14 protein-coding genes are annotated in these 15,775 nt (G+C 72.3%); 7 read left to right on the forward strand and 7 right to left on the reverse strand.

Translation table 11 applies throughout. From position 1 onward, the window contains the following. Positions 1-19: 19 nt before the first annotated feature. Positions 20-829, reverse strand: a complete 810-nt coding sequence (locus F0L17_RS23030) for a hypothetical protein (RefSeq protein ID WP_338018184.1) — start codon at positions 827-829, stop codon at positions 20-22. A gap of 286 nt (positions 830-1,115) precedes the next feature. Between F0L17_RS23030 and F0L17_RS23035 the strand changes: the two genes are divergently transcribed. Next, positions 1,116-1,508, forward strand: a complete 393-nt coding sequence (locus F0L17_RS23035) for a roadblock/LC7 domain-containing protein (RefSeq protein WP_155072541.1) — start codon at positions 1,116-1,118, stop codon at positions 1,506-1,508. A gap of 142 nt (positions 1,509-1,650) precedes the next feature. Further along, positions 1,651-2,595 carry a DUF6397 family protein gene (locus F0L17_RS23040; RefSeq protein WP_155072542.1) on the forward strand — a complete coding sequence of 315 codons (945 nt, stop codon included), beginning with the start codon at positions 1,651-1,653 and terminating at the stop codon, positions 2,593-2,595. On the opposite strand, the gene F0L17_RS23045 is transcribed toward F0L17_RS23040, so the two are convergent. Then, positions 2,529-3,434, reverse strand: a complete 906-nt coding sequence (locus tag F0L17_RS23045) for an acyl-CoA thioesterase (protein ID WP_155072543.1) — start codon at positions 3,432-3,434, stop codon at positions 2,529-2,531. The two genes, F0L17_RS23040 and F0L17_RS23045, sit on opposite strands and share 67 nt — an antisense overlap. Positions 3,435-3,468: 34 nt before the next feature. Continuing rightward, positions 3,469-5,982, reverse strand: a complete 2,514-nt coding sequence (locus F0L17_RS23050) for a DUF3516 domain-containing protein (protein ID WP_162466594.1) — start codon at positions 5,980-5,982, stop codon at positions 3,469-3,471. A gap of 121 nt (positions 5,983-6,103) precedes the next feature. On the opposite strand from F0L17_RS23050, the gene F0L17_RS23055 reads away from it, so the two are divergent. Beyond that, positions 6,104-6,898 carry a metal-dependent hydrolase gene (locus F0L17_RS23055; protein WP_155072545.1) on the forward strand — a complete coding sequence of 265 codons (795 nt, stop codon included), beginning with the start codon at positions 6,104-6,106 and terminating at the stop codon, positions 6,896-6,898. Between the two features lie 71 nt (positions 6,899-6,969). Here the strand turns inward: F0L17_RS23055 and F0L17_RS23060 are convergent, their stop codons facing one another. Continuing rightward, on the reverse strand, positions 6,970-8,751 hold the full coding sequence (locus F0L17_RS23060; protein WP_162466595.1) for an ABC transporter transmembrane domain-containing protein: 1,782 nt from the start codon (positions 8,749-8,751) through the stop codon (positions 6,970-6,972). After that, positions 8,748-10,610 (reverse strand): ABC transporter transmembrane domain-containing protein, encoded by a 1,863-nt coding sequence (locus F0L17_RS23065; protein ID WP_155072546.1) that lies wholly within the window; start codon positions 10,608-10,610, stop codon positions 8,748-8,750. The genes F0L17_RS23060 and F0L17_RS23065 overlap by 4 nt, the downstream gene beginning before the upstream one ends. Positions 10,611-10,908: 298 nt before the next feature. Between F0L17_RS23065 and F0L17_RS23070 the strand changes: the two genes are divergently transcribed. Then, on the forward strand, positions 10,909-12,765 hold the full coding sequence (locus F0L17_RS23070; protein ID WP_155074069.1) for an ABC transporter ATP-binding protein: 1,857 nt from the start codon (positions 10,909-10,911) through the stop codon (positions 12,763-12,765). Between the two features lie 52 nt (positions 12,766-12,817). Here F0L17_RS23070 and F0L17_RS23075 read toward each other — a convergent pair whose 3' ends face one another. Further along, entirely contained in the window at positions 12,818-13,252 is a 435-nt protein-coding gene (locus tag F0L17_RS23075; protein ID WP_162466596.1) for an NUDIX domain-containing protein, read from the reverse strand. Further along, positions 13,249-13,638 (reverse strand): VOC family protein, encoded by a 390-nt coding sequence (locus F0L17_RS23080; RefSeq protein WP_155072547.1) that lies wholly within the window; start codon positions 13,636-13,638, stop codon positions 13,249-13,251. The genes F0L17_RS23075 and F0L17_RS23080 overlap by 4 nt, the downstream gene beginning before the upstream one ends. Positions 13,639-13,725: 87 nt before the next feature. Here F0L17_RS23080 and F0L17_RS23085 point away from each other — a divergent pair, with 87 nt between their 5' ends. The 3 genes from F0L17_RS23085 to F0L17_RS23095 all read left to right on the forward strand — a co-directional run bounded on the left by F0L17_RS23085 (position 13,726) and on the right by F0L17_RS23095 (position 15,762). After that, the gene (locus tag F0L17_RS23085; protein ID WP_155072548.1) at positions 13,726-14,436 is read left to right on the forward strand and encodes a ThuA domain-containing protein; all 711 of its coding nucleotides are present in this window, start codon (positions 13,726-13,728) and stop codon (positions 14,434-14,436) included. 68 nt (positions 14,437-14,504) lie between these two features. Next, positions 14,505-15,020, forward strand: coding sequence for an O-acetyl-ADP-ribose deacetylase (locus F0L17_RS23090; protein WP_155072549.1), 516 nt, complete (start codon positions 14,505-14,507; stop codon positions 15,018-15,020). Between the two features lie 184 nt (positions 15,021-15,204). Beyond that, positions 15,205-15,762 (forward strand): hypothetical protein, encoded by a 558-nt coding sequence (locus tag F0L17_RS23095; RefSeq protein ID WP_162466597.1) that lies wholly within the window; start codon positions 15,205-15,207, stop codon positions 15,760-15,762. Positions 15,763-15,775 lie beyond the last annotated feature (13 nt).

Genomic DNA, 15,775 nt, shown 5'->3' on the forward strand with positions numbered 1-15,775 from the left:
GCAGCGGCGCGCGGAAGCCTCAGAGGACCGCGTCCGGCCGCACCGCCAACTCGTCCAGTGCCCTGAGCAGGCCCGGCAGCTCCGGACCGCGGCCCACCGGAAGCACCTCGCCCGGCTCGTCGTCGAGCAGGACGAACGCGATGTCGTCGGTCCGCGCCACCAGGCTCCAGCCGGGGCCGTCCACACGCAGCGTCCGGGCCTCGTCGGAGGCGAACGCCGAGCGGACGCGGCCGGGAGGTGGTGGGGAGCGCACATAGCCGCGTGCCTCCTCCAGGGCGCGACGCGCCTTGCCGCCGGAGGCTTCGCCGGGGTCGACGAAGGTCACGTCCGCGTCGACCTGCGCGCGCCACTCCGCCCACCGGAGCGCGATCTCGTCCGCGCCGAGTCGGCGCTGCGCCGGTCCCCAGGTGGTGGTGTCGGGCGGCGCGAGGGGGGCGCGGCCGCCGCCCGGATCGGGGTCGGGCTCGGGGTCGTGCGGTGCCGGGACACCCGGAGCGGCCACGGCCACGGCCACCGGCCAACCGGGGAGTACCGCGGCGACCGTCCGCTCGTCCGGCGAGAGGTCGTACTCCATGCCGCAGTCCCAGGCGGCGACCGCACACGCCACCAGGGAGACGTCCTCCGTGGCGACGGTCCAGCGGGCGCCCTCGCCGTCCTGGCCGAGGACGAGGCCGTAACCTTCCGCGTACGGCTCCAACCCGAGCGCGGCGCACGCCTCCGGGTAGTCGTCGCCGAGGACGCTCGGGAACCGCGCGGGGGTGAGCAGCACCGCGGTCAGTACGTACAGGGCGTCGTCGTCCTCGCCGCTCCCGCTCCGCGTTTCCACCACACCGGCCTCCTCTCGGGCCAACCGGACATCGTGCGCGCACCCTAGCCAGGGAAGGAGGCGGAGTCGAGAGACGGGGAACACACGCCCGACGGGGGACGAGGCCGGACGCGTACGGACCGCGTCGGGCGACGGCGGCCGCCTCCGTCCCGGCCTCGGCCCTGCCCCTCCTCCCGTCTTCTCGGCCTTCCGTTCCCGGTTTCGTCGGGGAGGCCGAGAACAGTGGTTGCCCCGACGGCCGTCCTGGGTAAGGGTGGCACGGCATGACCACCAGACAGGGGGACCGCGAATGGCTCTGAACAGTGGGCTGGACTGGCTGTTGGACGATTTGACGCAGCGGATGGCGTCGGTTCGGCACGCGTTGGTGCTCTCCAACGACGGACTGGTCACCGGAACCAGCCAGGGACTCGAGCGGAGCGAGGCCGAGCACCTGGCCGCGGTCGCCTCCGGCCTGCACAGCCTGGCCAGAGGCACGGGGGAGCACTTCCGGGTGGGCCGGGTGCGGCAGACCGTGATCGAGTTCGACGAGGGAATCCTCTTCGTGACGGCGGCCGGAGACGGGAGCTGTCTGTGCGTGCTGGCCGCGCCGGAGGCCGACATGGGCCTGCTGGCCTATGAGACGACCCTGCTGGTGAGTCGGGTCGGCGAGCACCTGGGGGTGGCCACGCGCAACGGCCGCTGAACGCCCGCCGCCGTCTGTCGCCATCCGTCGAGCACGGTACGACCAGGGCGTTCTCCGAGTTTTCCACAGCCTCCGCCGGGCGATGTGACGGCGAGCTAACGTCGTCGCACTCAGTGATCGCGACGGTGCGGAGGAGAACGGCATGTCGGTCGGAGTGGTCTGGAAGACGGCTGCGGGAGCGGCGGCACGGAGCGTCCCGGGGAGTCCGCCGGCGGGGGAACCGCCCGCCGGCTCCCCGCGGGAGGCGGTGTCGATGGCGGCGGCCCGTCGGGCGTTGGGGCTGAAACCCAGGGAGTTGGAGCTCGCCGTCGAGTTCGGAGAGATCGAGGCGGTGACGCCGACACCCTCGGTGCGCGGCCGCCGTGGCCGTCTGATTCCGGTGGCGGAACTGGTCCGGCTCCGTACCGAGGAGGGATTTCCGGCCACTCTGCGTGAGCGGACGCGTCTGGTCGGTGCCGGTGAGGGCGCCGACCTGATGGGGATCAGCCGGGCGCGGTTCGCGCGGCTGGCCCGTGCCGGGTGCTTCGGCCCCGCCCGCTTCTCCCTCAACCGGTACCGGGCCGTGATCTGGTTCTACCGCGCCACCGAGCTGCGGGAGGTCGCCGAGCACCAGCCGGCCCTGCTCCGCGGACCCCTGCCGGAGGGGGTGCGGCGGTTGGTGGAGCAGGGGGAGGACTGGCGTCCGCGCCACTGGCGCAACCGGCGGATCGCCCACGTCACGCGTCACACGGCCGACCCGTGGGCCGCTGCCGCCGCCCATGCCGCCGTACTCGCGCCGAAAGTGTTGGCGGAGGCCGTGCCGGATCCGCTCGAACGAGCCCGGCTCGCGGAGCTGCGGCCCGAACTGGTCACCGTCCGGCCCGACTCACCGCAGGCCCGACGGGTCGTCCGCGGCCTGCTCACCGCCGACGGCGAGGAGGAGACGCTGTGGCACCGACTGGGGTTGACGCTGGCGTTGGGGACGGCGCGGTCGGCACGTCCCCTGACCTCGCGGACGGAGGACGGGAGCGGGTCGGCACCTCAATCCACCGCCCGGAACAACCCCTCCTGCACCACCGAGGCGATCAACCGTCCCCACCGGTCGTAGAGCAGCCCTCGGGCGAGCCCGCGGGCACCGGTCGCCACAGGTGACTCCTGTTGGTAGAGGAACCACTCGTCGGCCCGGAACGGTCGGTGGAACCACATCGCGTGGTCCAGAGAGGCCATGTCGAAGCCGCGCGGCCCCCACAGCGGTTCGACCGGCAGGCGCACCGCGTCGAGCAACGTCATGTCGCTGGCGTAGGTGACGGCACAGGTGTGGACGAGGGGATCGTCGCCCAGCGGCCCCACCGCCCTCATCCACACCGCGCTGCGCGGATCCACTCCCCGCAGCTCCTCCCGGGACCAGCGCAGCCGCTCCACGTACCGGATGTCGAACGGTTGCCGACGCGCCATGCGCTCCAGCGGTTCGGGCAGCGACCCCAGATGCTCGCGGAGCTCGTCGGCCAGCTTCGGCAGCGACTCGGGGTCCGGCACCCCGGGCATCGGCAACTGGTGCTCGAAACCCGGCTCACCACGATGGAAGGAAGCGGTCAGGTTGAAGATCGTACGGCCCTGCTGCACGGCCACCACACGGCGGGTGGTGAAGGAACGCCCGTCCCGCACCCGCTCGACCTGGTACACGATCGGCACCCCGGGAACCCCCGGGCGCAGGAAGTACGCGTGCAGCGAGTGCACCGGGCGTTTCCCGTCGGTGGTGCGCCCGGCCGCCACCAGCGCCTGCCCGGCGACCTGGCCGCCGAAGACGCGCTGCAGCGACTCGTCGGGGCTGTGCCCGCGGAAGATGTTCTCCTCGATCCGCTCCAGGTCGAGGAGGTCGACCAGCCGCTCGGCCGCGTCGGCCGGAGCCGTCGGGCCGGACCGGTCCGGCCCCGGGGTCTCGCTCATCGTCCGTGCTCCTTCACGTTCTCCCGGGCCGCCGTCACAACCGGCCGACATCGACGACCTTGACCACCGCGCGACCCTCCGCGTCGGAGGCCGTGAGGTCCACCTCGGCGGAGATCCCCCAGTCGTGGTCGCCGTTCGGGTCGTCGAAGGTCTGCCGGACCCGCCACAGGCCGTCCTCGGGGCGCTCCTCGATCCGCAGCAACTTCGGACCGCGGGCGTTCGGCCCGGTGCCCAGGTCGTCGTACTCCTCCCAGTAGCCGTCCATGGCCTCGGCCCAGGCGTCGGCGTCCCAGCCGGCCTCGCCGTCCAGTTCGCCCAGCTCCTCGACCTTGTCCAACGCCGCCAGCTCCACCCGCCGGAACATCGCGTTGCGCACCAGCACGCGGAAGGCCCGGGCGTTGGCGGTGACGGGCTTGACCTGGTCGGCGCGGTCCTGGGCCTCCTCGGCCGTCTCGTCCTCGGGATGGGCCAGCTGCTCCCACTCGTCCAGCAGGCTGGAGTCCACCTGGCGGACCATCTCGCCGAGCCACTCGACGATGTCCTGGAAGTCCTCGGACTTCAGGTCGTCCGGCACGGTGTGCTCCAACGCCTTGTAGGCGCCGGCCAGGTACCGCAGCACGATGCCCTCGGTGCGGGCCAGCTCGTAGTGGGAGACGAACTCCCCGAAGGTCATCGCTCGCTCGTACATGTCGCGGACGACCGACTTCGGGGACAGCGGATGGTCGCCGACCCACGGGTGGCTCTTGCGGTAGAGGCCGTAGGCGTGGAAGAGCAGTTCCTCCAGTGGTTTGGGGTGGCCGATGTCCGCCAACCGCTCCATGCGCTCCTCGTACTCGACACCGTCCGCCTTCATCTGCGCGACGGCCTCGCCCCTGGCCTTGTTCTGCTGGGCCGCGAGGATCTGCCGCGGATCGTCCAGGGTCGACTCGACGACGGAGACCATGTCCAGGGCGTAGGAGGGCGATTCGGGGTCCAACAGCTCGAAGGCCGCCAGCGCGAAGGTGGACAGCGGCTGGTTGAGGGCGAAGTCCTGCTGGAGGTCGACGGTCAGCCGGATGGTGCGCCCCTCGGCGTCCGGGGCGTCGAGTCGCTCGACGATTCCGCCGTCCAGCAGCGAACGGTAGATGGCGATCGCCCGCCGGATGTGACGCAGCTGGCTGCGCCGGTCCTCGTGGTTGTCCTCCAGCAGCTTGCGCATCGCCCGGAAGGCGTCGCCGGGTCGGGCGATGACGGACAGCAGCATCGCGTGGGTCACCCTGAATCGGGAGGTGAGCGGTTCCGGCTCGGAGGCGATCAGTTTCTCGAAGGTCTTCTCGCTCCAGTTGACGAAGCCCTCCGGAGCCTTCTTCCGCACCACCTTGCGGCGCTTCTTCGGATCGTCACCGGCCTTGGCCAGGGCCTTCTCGTTCTCGATCACGTGCTCGGGGGCCTGCGCGACGACCAGGCCGGCCGTGTCGAAACCGGCCCGCCCGGCCCGCCCGGCGATCTGGTGGAACTCCCGCGCCCGCAGCACCCGCACCCGGTTGCCGTCGTACTTGGCCAACGCGGTGAACAGCACCGTACGGATGGGGACGTTGACGCCCACCCCCAGGGTGTCGGTGCCGCAGATCACCTTCAGCAGACCGGCCTGGGCCAGCCTCTCCACCAACCGTCGGTACTTCGGCAGCATCCCGGCGTGGTGCACCCCGATGCCGTGCCGGACGTAGCGGGAGAGGTTCCGACCGAACCGGGTGGTGAAACGGAAGTCGCCGATGAGCTTGGCGATCTCGTCCTTCTCGGCGCGCGAGCACATGTTGATGCTCATCAGCGCCTGGGCCCTCTCCACCGCCTGCGCCTGGGTGAAGTGCACGATGTACACCGGAGCCTGGTGGGTCTGGAGCAGCTCCGTCAGCGTCTCGGTCAGTGGCGTGGTGCGGTACTCGTAGCTCAGCGGAACCGGCCGGGTGGCCGAGCGCACCACGGTGGTCGGGCGCCCGGTGCGCCGGGTCAGGTCCTCCTCGAACCGGCTCACATCACCGAGCGTGGCCGACATCAGGACGAACTGTGCCTGCGGCAGTTCCAACAGCGGGATCTGCCACGCCCAGCCCCGGTCCGGCTCGGCGTAGAAGTGGAACTCGTCCATCACGACCTGGCCGATGTCGGCGTCCGCCCCGTCGCGCAGGGCGATGGAAGCGAGCACCTCGGCGGTGCAGCAGATGATGGGCGCGTCGGCGTTGACCGAGGCGTCACCGGTGAGCATGCCGACGTTCTCGGTACCGAAGAGCTTGCACAGATCGAAGAACTTCTCCGACACCAGGGCCTTGATCGGGGCGGTGTAGAAGGTGACCTTGTCCTGGGCGAGCGCGGCGAAGTGGGCCCCGGCCGCCACCAGGCTCTTGCCGGAGCCGGTCGGAGTGGACAGGATGACGTTCGCCCCGGAGACCACTTCGATCAGGGCCTCCTCCTGGGCGGGGTAGAGCGTGATGCCCCTGCCCTCGGCCCAGCCGGAGAAGGCGTCGTAGAGAGTGTCGGGATCGGCGGTGCTCGGCATCTGATCGATAAGGGTCACGTCCTCCATACTGCCTGCCGACCCCTCCCCGGTGTGAACCGGCCGACGCCCCGAAGATCATCGACGCTACGCTGTGTCGCCGGCAGGACGGCGGGACGAGCACGATGGGGTGGGGACACACATGATGGGACCGGCACACTCGCTGTCGGGAGCGGCAGCGTGGCTGGGGGTGGGAGCGGTGGCGCACGCCCTGGACCGGCCGATGCCGTGGCCGGTCCTGGTGACCGGAGCGCTGATCTGCGCGGGTGCGGCCCTCGCCCCCGACCTCGACCACAAGTCGGCGACGATCTCCCGCGCCTTCGGACCGCTGTCCAAGTGGCTCTGCATGGTGATCGAGGAACTGTCGAGCGCGGTCTACAAGGCCACCCGCAAGCCCGGCGACCCCCGGCGCGCCGGGGGGCACCGGACCCTGACCCACACCTGGCTGTGGGCGGTGCTGATGGGAGCGGGCTTCTCGGCCCTGGCGGCGTCGGGTGGCCGCTGGGCGGTGCTGGGCATCCTCTTCGTCCACATGGTGCTGGCGGTCGAGGGGCTGCTGTGGCGGGCCGCGCGGGTCTCCAGCGACATCCTGGTGTGGCTGCTCGGCGCCACCAGCGCGTGGATACTGGCGGACGTCCTGAACAAGCCCGGCAACGGGGCGGACTGGCTGTTCACCGGGGCCGGCCAGGAGTATCTGTGGCTGGGCCTGCCGATCGTGCTCGGTTCCCTGGTCCACGACCTCGGCGACGCCATCACGGTCTCCGGTTGCCCGATCCTGTGGCCGATCCCCGTGGCCGGCAAGCGCTGGTACCCGGTGGGCCCGCCCAAGGCCATGCGTTTCAAGGCCGGCAGTTGGCTGGAGGTACAGGTCCTGATGCCCGGCTTCATGCTGACCGGCGGCGTGAGCGGATTGTGGGCCCTGGGGTACCTCGGCTGACGACCCCCGCCCTCCCGGCCGGGCGGTACGCCGGCCGGGAGGAGACGGGGACGGGCGGGACGGTCACGCGGTCAGCCGTGCCAGGAGCGCCACAGCGCGGCGTAGGCGCCGTCCGCGGCGACCAGCTCGTCGTGGCCGCCCAGCTCGCTGATCCGGCCGCCCTCCACGACCGCGATCAGGTCCGCGTCGTGCGCGGTGTGCAACCGGTGCGCGATCGCCACCACCGTGCGTCCCTCCAGCACCCGGGCGAGCGAGCGTTCCAGGTGGCGGGCGGCACGCGGATCCAGCAGCGAGGTCGCCTCGTCCAGCACCAGGGTGTGGGGGTCGGCCAGCACCAGCCGGGCCAACGCGATCTGCTGGGCCTGGGCGGGGGTGACGGAGGTTCCTCCGGAACCGACCTCGCTGTCCAGCCCCTCGGGCAGAGAACGCGCCCAGTCGGCGGCGTCCACCGCCGCGAGGGCGCCCCACAACTCGTCGTCACCGACACCGGCGTTCGCCAACAGCAGGTTGTCGCGGAGCGTGCCGACGAAGACGTGGTGCTCCTGGTTGACCAGCGCCACGTGCTCGCGCACCCGCTCCGCGGACATCCGGGCCAGTTCGGCCCCGCCGAGCGTGACCTCGCCCGCCCGGGGCGCGTAGATGCCCGCCAGCAGGCGCCCCAGCGTGGACTTGCCCGCGCCCGACGGGCCCACCAGCGCCACCCGTGTGCCGGGCGGCACGTTCAACGACACCCCGTGCAGCACGTCGTCGCCCGCCCGGTAACCGAACCGCACCGCGTCCGCGCGCACCTCCCGGCCGTTCGGCACCGTCGTGGCATCACCGGAGTCCGGCTCGATCTCCCGTACCCCCACCAGCCGGGCCAGGGACACCTGGGCCACCTGGAGTTCGTCGTACCAGCGCAGGATCAGTCCGATCGGGTCGACCAGCATCTGGGCGAGCAGCGCGCCCGTGGTCAACTCGCCCACCGAGACCCAGCCCCGCTCCACGAAGAGACCCCCGAGAACCAGCACCGATCCCAGGACCAGCACGTGCGTGCCGTTGACGGTGGGGAAGAACACCGTCCGCAGCCACAGCGTGTACCGCTCCCACCGCGTCCACTCCGCGATACGGCGCTCGGAGAGGGATACGCGGCGGGCACCCAGCCGGTGGGCCTCCACCGTCCGTCCGGCGTCCACGGTCTCGGCCAGCGCCGCGGCGACGGCGGCGTATCCGGCGGCTTCCGAGCGGTAGGCGGCGGGTGCGCGCCGGTAGTACCAGCGGGCGCCCGCCAGCAGCAGCGGCGCGGCGATCACGACGGCCAGGGCCAGCGGGGGAGCGGTGGCGGTGAGCGCGCCCAGCAGCAGTCCCGCCCAGACGACGCCGACGGCCAGTTGGGGCACCGCCTCGCGCATCGCGCCCGCCAGTCGGTCGATGTCGGTGGTGATCCGGGAGAGCAGGTCCCCGGTGCCGGCCCGCTCCAACACGCCCGGCGGCAGTCGCACCGAACGGACCAGGAAGTCCTCGCGCAGGTCGGCCAGCATCCGCTCGCCCAGCACGGCCCCTCGAAGCCGCACCTGCCGGGTGAAGACGGCCTGGACGACCAGGGCGAGGGCGAACAGTGCCGCGGTGCGTTCCAGGTGGAGGTCGCGCACTCCCGCGGCGAGGTCCTCCACCAGACGTCCGAGCAGGTAGGGGCCCGCCATGGAGGCCGTCACCGCGGTGGCGTTCACCGCCACCAGGGTCGCGAACGCGCCGCGGTGTCGCCGGCCCAGCTCGCCGACGTAGGCGCGCACGGTCCGTGGCGCCCCCACCGGCAGGGTGGTGGCCGACTCCGACGCGGCCGGATCATGGGAAGGCGGTGCGACGCCGATCACGCGGTTTCCTCCATCTGCTCGTGCCGGTGCGGCCCGCACGTTCCCGCGTTCCGGGCCACGTCCTCGGCCGTGCCGTCGGCACCGGTGGTGTCCGTGGTGTCCGTGGTGTCGCGGGTGACCACCGCGCGGTACTCCGGTTCTCGTGCGAGGAGGCCGCGGTGCGTGCCGGTCGCCACCACCGTGCCGTCCCGCACGAACGCCACCCGGTCGGCCCGGTCCAGCAGCAACGGACTGGAGGAGAACACCACGGTGGTGCGGCCCGCGCGGACACGGCGCAGTGCCTCGGCGATGCGGGCCTCGGTGTGCGAGTCCACCGCGCTGGTGGGCTCGTCCAGCACCAACACCCGTGGGTCGGCCACCAGCGAGCGCGCCAGCGCCAGCCGCTGGCGTTGGCCCCCCGACAACGATCGACCGCGCTCGGTGATCCGGGCCTCCATCGGTTCGCCTCCGGGGTCGGCGGTGGACCGGGCCAGGGCGTCCAGCACGTCACCGCACTGGGCGGCGTCCAGCGCCTGCCGGGCCGTGACGGCGCCGGACGACGGCACGTCGAGCAGTTCGCCCAGCGTGCCCGAGAGCAGCACCGGGTCCTTGTCCTGCACCAGTACGGCCGCACGGGCGGTCTCCAGCGGCAACTCGTCCAGGGCGACACCACCCAGCAGCGCCGAGGGCACCTCGGGGTCGGAGTCGACGGCATGCCCGCCCAGCCGCTCGGCGAGCCGCCCGGCGGTGTCGGGATCGCCGCACACCACCGCGGTCAGGGCGCCGGTCGGTGCGATGAGCCCACTCGCGGGGTCGTACAGGTCACCGTGCGGCTCCCGGGGCTCCTCGGTGTCCCCGCCGCCCCCGGCGTGGCGTCCGGCGCCCTCCCGGCGCAGCGCCAGGACACGGGCCGCCCGCCTCGCCGACGGCTTGGAGAAGGAGTACGCCATGGCGACCTCCTGGAAGAGCCGCAGTGGGAAGAGCAGGAAGGTCACGGCCCCGTACACCGTGACCAGCTCGCCCACCGCGACCCGGCCCTCCAGGGCCAGCCGTGTGCCGAACCAGAGCACGGAGAGCAGCAGCAACCCCTGCAGCACCACCTGCACGGCGTCGATCAGGGACCACATCCGGGCGGTGCGCACCGCCGCCCGGCGCGTCTCCTGCGAAGCCTTCCGGTACCGGTCGAGGAACAACTCCTCGCCACCGATGCCACGCAGCACCCGCAGACCGGCCACCGTGTCCGCGGCCAGTTCGGTGGCGCGTCCGGCCTTCGCGCGCTGCGCGTCCGCCCTCCGGGTGGCCGGTGGGAGCAGCGGCAGCACGGCCAGGACCAGCACCACCACGCCCAGCGTCACCACACCCCCCAGCAGGGGCTCGTACACCGTCAGCGCCGCGCACACCCCGACCGTGCTCAGCAGTGCCGCCCCGAAGCGGGAGACGCTCTCCACGAACCAGCCGATCTTCTCGATGTCACCGGTGGAGACGGCGACGACCTCACCGGCCGCCACCCGCCGGGTCAGCGTGGCGCCCAGCTCCGCGGTCCGGCGCGCCAGCAGTTGCTGTACCCGGGCCGCGGCGGTGATCCAGTTGGTGACGGCGGTGCGGTGCAGCATGGTGTCACCGACCATGACCACCAGACCGAGCGCCGCCGTCAAAGCCCCCACCGGGACGAGCCGTTCCCCGAAACCCGTGGTGGCGGCCTCCACCGCCATGCCCACCACCACGGGGAAGGAGGCGATGGCCGCCATATGGAGCGTGCCCCAGGCCAACGACTTCGCCTGCCCGCCGAGCTGGGCGCGCCACAGCCAGACGAGGAGACGGAATCCGGACCGTACGTCGGGAACACCGGGGTCGGGATACGGGAGGTCGCGGATCTGCATGGGCGTCCCAGGGCGGTCTCGTGGGCGGGTGCGACCGTGTAAGACTCCCCTCCGCCACCGACGGGGGCAAAGGGTTTTCCAACCGGCCGTGTGCGACCGGCCACGGTCGGCGGGCACGGACGACGTGCGGCGGGAGCGGGACGACGCGGACAGGCGGTCGAGCCGTGTCGGGGAACCGGGAGAGCCTGGCCTCCCGAGCCCGCCGGCGGACGACCGTAGGCTGGTGACCGGCGCCGCGGACACCGGCCGTGCCGGGCACGCGGCCGAGAACGGAACCCGACCGCCGACGAGGAGCGCGTTGCACCACGACGAACCCGCCTGGACCCCGCCGCCCCGCGAGCAGGGGCCCGCACAGCCGCCCGCCGAGATCCGCCGCATCCTGCGCCTCTTCCGTCCCTACCGCGGACGGCTGGCCGTCGTCGGGCTGCTGGTGGGCGCCTCCTCGCTGGTCTCGGTCGCCTCGCCGTTCCTGCTCCGCGAGATACTCGACGTGGCCCTGCCCCAGCAGCGCACCGGCCTGCTGTCCCTGCTGGCTCTCGGCATGATCGCCACGGCGGTGCTCACCAGTGTCTTCAACGTCCTCCAGACACTGATCAGCACCACGGTCGGGCAGCGCGTCATGCACGACCTGCGCACCGAGGTCTACGCCAAGCTCCAGCGGATGTCCCTGGCGTTCTTCACCCGCACGCGCACCGGCGAGGTCCAGTCCCGCATCGCCAACGACATCGGCGGCATGCAGGCCACCGTCACCTCCACCGCGACCTCCCTGGTCTCCAACCTCACCAGCGTGGTGGCGACGGTGGTGGCCATGCTGGTGCTGGACTGGCGGCTCACGATCGTCTCCCTGGTCCTGTTGCCGCTGTTCGTATGGATCAGTCGACGGGTCGGCAACGAGCGCAAGAAGATCGCCACGCGGCGTCAGAAACAGATGGCCGTGATGTCGGCGATGGTGACCGAGTCGCTGTCGGTCAGCGGCATCCTGCTGGGCCGCACCATGGGTCGTGCCGACTCCCTCACCCGCTCCTTCACCGAGGAGTCCGAACGCCTGGTGGACCTGGAGGTCCGCTCCAACATGGCCGGCCGCTGGCGGATGTCGGTCATCGGCATCGTCATGGCGGCCATTCCGGCCCTGCTCTACTGGACCGCCGGTCTGCTCCTGCACATGGGCGGGCCGGCCTTCTCACTCGGCACCCTGGTCGCCTTCGTCACCCTCCAGCAGGGCCTGTTGCGCCCCACCGTCTCCCTGTTGAGCACCGGCGTGCAGATGCAGACCTCCCTCGCCCTCTTCCAGCGCATCTTCGAATACCTGGACCTGCCGGTGGACATCACCGAACCGGCCCGTCCGGTGCGGCTGGAGCGTGCCCGAGGCGAGGTCCGCTTCGAGGGTGTCGCCTTCTCCTACGACCCGGACAGCACCACCCCCACCCTCGACGGCATCGACCTGACCGTTCCCGCGGGCAGCAGCCTCGCCATCGTCGGCGCGACCGGATCGGGCAAGAGCACACTCGGCTACCTGGTGCCCCGGCTGTACGACGTCACCGCGGGACGGGTCACCATCGACGGGATCGACGTGCGCGACCTGGACTTCGACTCCCTGGCCCGAACGGTGGGCGTGGTGTCCCAGGAGACCTACCTCTTCCACGCGTCCGTCGCCGACAACCTCCGCTTCGCGCGGCCCGACGCCACGGACGCCGAGATCAGGGAGGCGGCCCGCGCCGCTCAGATCCACGACCACATCGTCTCCCTGCCGCAGGGGTACGACACCCTCGTGGGCGAGCGCGGCTACCGCTTCTCCGGTGGTGAGAAGCAACGACTGGCCCTGGCCCGCACGATCCTGCGCGACCCGCCCGTCCTCGTGCTGGACGAGGCCACCAGCGCCCTGGACACCCGTACCGAGCAGGCCGTCCAGCGGGCCATCGACACCCTGGCCGAAGGACGCACCACCCTGACGATCGCCCACCGGCTCTCCACCGTCCGCGACGCCGACCAGATCGTCGTCCTCGACGGCGGCCGGATCGCCGAGCGAGGTACCCACGAGGAACTGCTGGCCCACGGCGGGCGCTACGCGGCCCTGCTGCGGCGCGACACCGTCCTGCCACCCGGAGCCGGGACCGGGACGGCGGACCCCGGAGCGGTGGAGACGGCCTCCACCTGAACGGTCGAGGACGAGGGCCGTCCCGGGGACGCGGGGCCGGTCGGGGCGGCGCTCACACGAGTCGCCCGTCGGCGTGCAGCTCGTCGAAGACCAACCGGTCCACCGGCGGCACTCGGCCGAGGTCGGCGTACGACAGCCAGGCGATCTCCTCGATCTCGCCGGCGGCGGCGAGTGCGCCCCGGTAGTCGCCGGTGTAGCACGCCATCCGGACCACCGGGGCCGACGCGTGCGCTTCGACCGGCGCCTCGTAGGTGCCGACGTGGGCGATGCTGTCGGGCAGGATCGCCACCGTCAGCTCCTCCTCGACCTCCCGCAACAGCGTCTGCTCGTCGCTCTCGCCCTCGTGGCGCTTGCCGCCGGGGATGTAGAACAGGTCCCTGCCGCGCGTCCGGGCCCCCAGGATCAGCCCGTCGCGCAGGTACACCCACGCCACCGTGTCGATGAGGTCCGGCCCACCGCCGGCCGTGTCCCTCGCGGAGGTCGTCACCGAGCCCCGTCCCCTCCGAAGGCCGGCACCGATCTGCGCGGGGTGAACACGCCGAACTCGTTGCCCTCCGGGTCGGCCAGGACGTCCCACTCCTTGTCCCGGTCGCGCCGCCGCACCAGGGTGGCGCCCAGCGCGAGGAGTTCGTCGGTGTCGCCCCAGACCTCGAAACGCACCCGGTTCCGTCCGCCCTCCACCTCGGGCACGGGGGTGAACCAGATCACCGGGCCGGCGTCGTGCGGGTGGTGGATGGCCACGGGCCACTCGGGCGGTGGAGGAGGGTAGCCCAGGGGCCTCCGACGCTCGTATCCCAGCGCGGTGCACCACCAGTCGGCCAGCGTCTGGTGGTCGACCGCGTCCACGACCAGGTCCTTGATGCGTGCGGGCATGTGTCGAGCGTAGCCCGGGGCCGCCCGTCGCGGTCCCGGGCACGCCGACCGTACGCAGCGGTGGGCGCGGTGGGGGACCATGGGGCCATGGACCCAGCCAGGATCACCGTCTTCACTCGGACCACCGGTTACCGACACGACTCCATCCCGCACGGTGTCGACGCCTTCCGGGATCTCGCCGCGACCGTCGGACTCGACGTCACCGCCACCGAGGACCCCGAGGAACTCGTCGCCGCCCTCCGCGGGGAGGACTGCCGGGCGGTGGTCTTCCTCTCCACCAGCGGCGTGGTGCTCACGGCCGAAGGTCGCCGGGCCCTGCGGTCGTACGTCGAGGGGGGCGGGGCCTTCGTCGGTGTCCACGCCGCGACCACCACCGAGGAGGACTGGCCGTGGTACGGCGAGCTGCTCGGCGCCCGCTTCGACCGGCACCCCGCGCTCCAGCCGGGCGTCGTCCTCGTCGAGGACCGCGATCACCCGGCCACCGCGCACCTGGACGCTTCCTGGCCGTTCACCGACGAGTGGTACGACTTCCGCTCCAACCCGCGTGGTCGGGTCCGGGTGCTGCTCTCCGCCGACGAGAGCACGTACGAGGGCGGCGGCATGGGGGAGGACCATCCGCTGGCGTGGTGTCACCGGAACGCCGGAGGCCGCGTCTTCTACACCGCTCTGGGGCACACCGAGGAGTCCTACGCCGACCCCGTCTTCCGCCGTCACCTGCTGGGCGGGCTGACCTGGGCGGCCCGGCTCCCCCTGCCGTCCCCGTCCTCCCCGTCGTCCGTGGGGCCGCGGTCGTCCTGAGGCGGCCCGCCGGCCGGGACGCCGCGCACCGGAGGGGGCCCGCGCCGGCACGGTGGCAGGATGGCTGTATGGTCACAATCCATCTCATCCCGGGCGACATCACCGAGCAGTCCGTCGACGCGGTGGTGAACGCCGCCAACTCCTCGCTGCTGGGCGGCGGCGGAGTCGACGGGGCGATCCACCGCAGGGGCGGCCCGGAGATCCTCGCCGAGTGTCGTGCCCTGCGGGCCTCCCGGTACGGCAAGGTGCTGCCCACCGGAGAGGCGGTCGCCACCACCGCCGGGCGGCTGCCCGCACGGTGGGTGATCCACACGGTCGGGCCGGTCTGGTCCGCCTCGGAGGACCGCTCCCCCCAACTGGCCTCCTGCTACCGCGAGTCGTTGCGGGTGGCACGTGAACTGGGCGCCCGCACCGTCGCGTTCCCCGCCATCTCCACCGGTGTTTACGGCTGGCCGCTGGAGGACGGGGCCCGCGTCGCGCTCGCCGCGGTACGGGAGGAGACCGAACGGGACGACGCGTTCGAGGAGATCCGTTTCGTGCTCTTCGGGGAGGGGGCCTACGACGCCTTCACCCGGGCGCTGTGAGGGCACGGTGGAGCCGCCGGTGAACGCGCCGGCGCCGACGTGAGCGGCCGAAGCGTTCCCGGGGAGGGGTGTCGGGGACACCGCCGAGGGGGAATCGTCGATTCACCTCCGGCCGCCCACCGTTGTTGCTAGAACGGAAGGGAGCGCGGCGAGACGAGGGGGCGGCGTGAGCGACGGAAGCACGGTGCCGAAGGGCACTGAGGGATTCGTGGAACTGGTCCGTCGGCTCGTGGTCCGCGAGCGCCGCAGGGACCGCCCCCTCCCTCTGCTGCGGATCACCGGGGACGGGGCGGAAGCGGTTCTCGACGTCCTGGGAGGCCGGTTGCGCGGCGCCCGGAACCCGGTGCCCTACGCACGGGTGCCGGTCCGGGACGCGGCGGGTCGGCGGACCGGTCCCGACCTCCCCGATCTTCTCGACCTGCTCACCGGGCTCTGTGACGCGTTACCGGGGCAGCGCTTTGGTGCCGACCGGCTGCGGTTCCGCCACTACGGACTGCTGAGGTGGCTGCTCCACCAGGACATCGCGGGCAGGCACGTCGACGACGTCCCCACCGAACTCGTCCGTCGGCTGCGGGAACACCGCCGTCCCCGAGGGGAGGCCGCCGCCGAGCCCAGCCCCTTCGCCACCCTGGGCACGGTGCACCACGTCCTGTGGTTCCTGGCCCAGCGGGTGATCCCCGCGATGCTGTTCCGTGCCGCGCTCTCCGAGCGGATCCCCGGCATCGGCCGCACCTACCGCTAGCGCTACCCCGGGC

Source organism: Streptomyces taklimakanensis, from assembly GCF_009709575.1.
Lineage (GTDB): Bacteria > Actinomycetota > Actinomycetes > Streptomycetales > Streptomycetaceae > Streptomyces > Streptomyces taklimakanensis.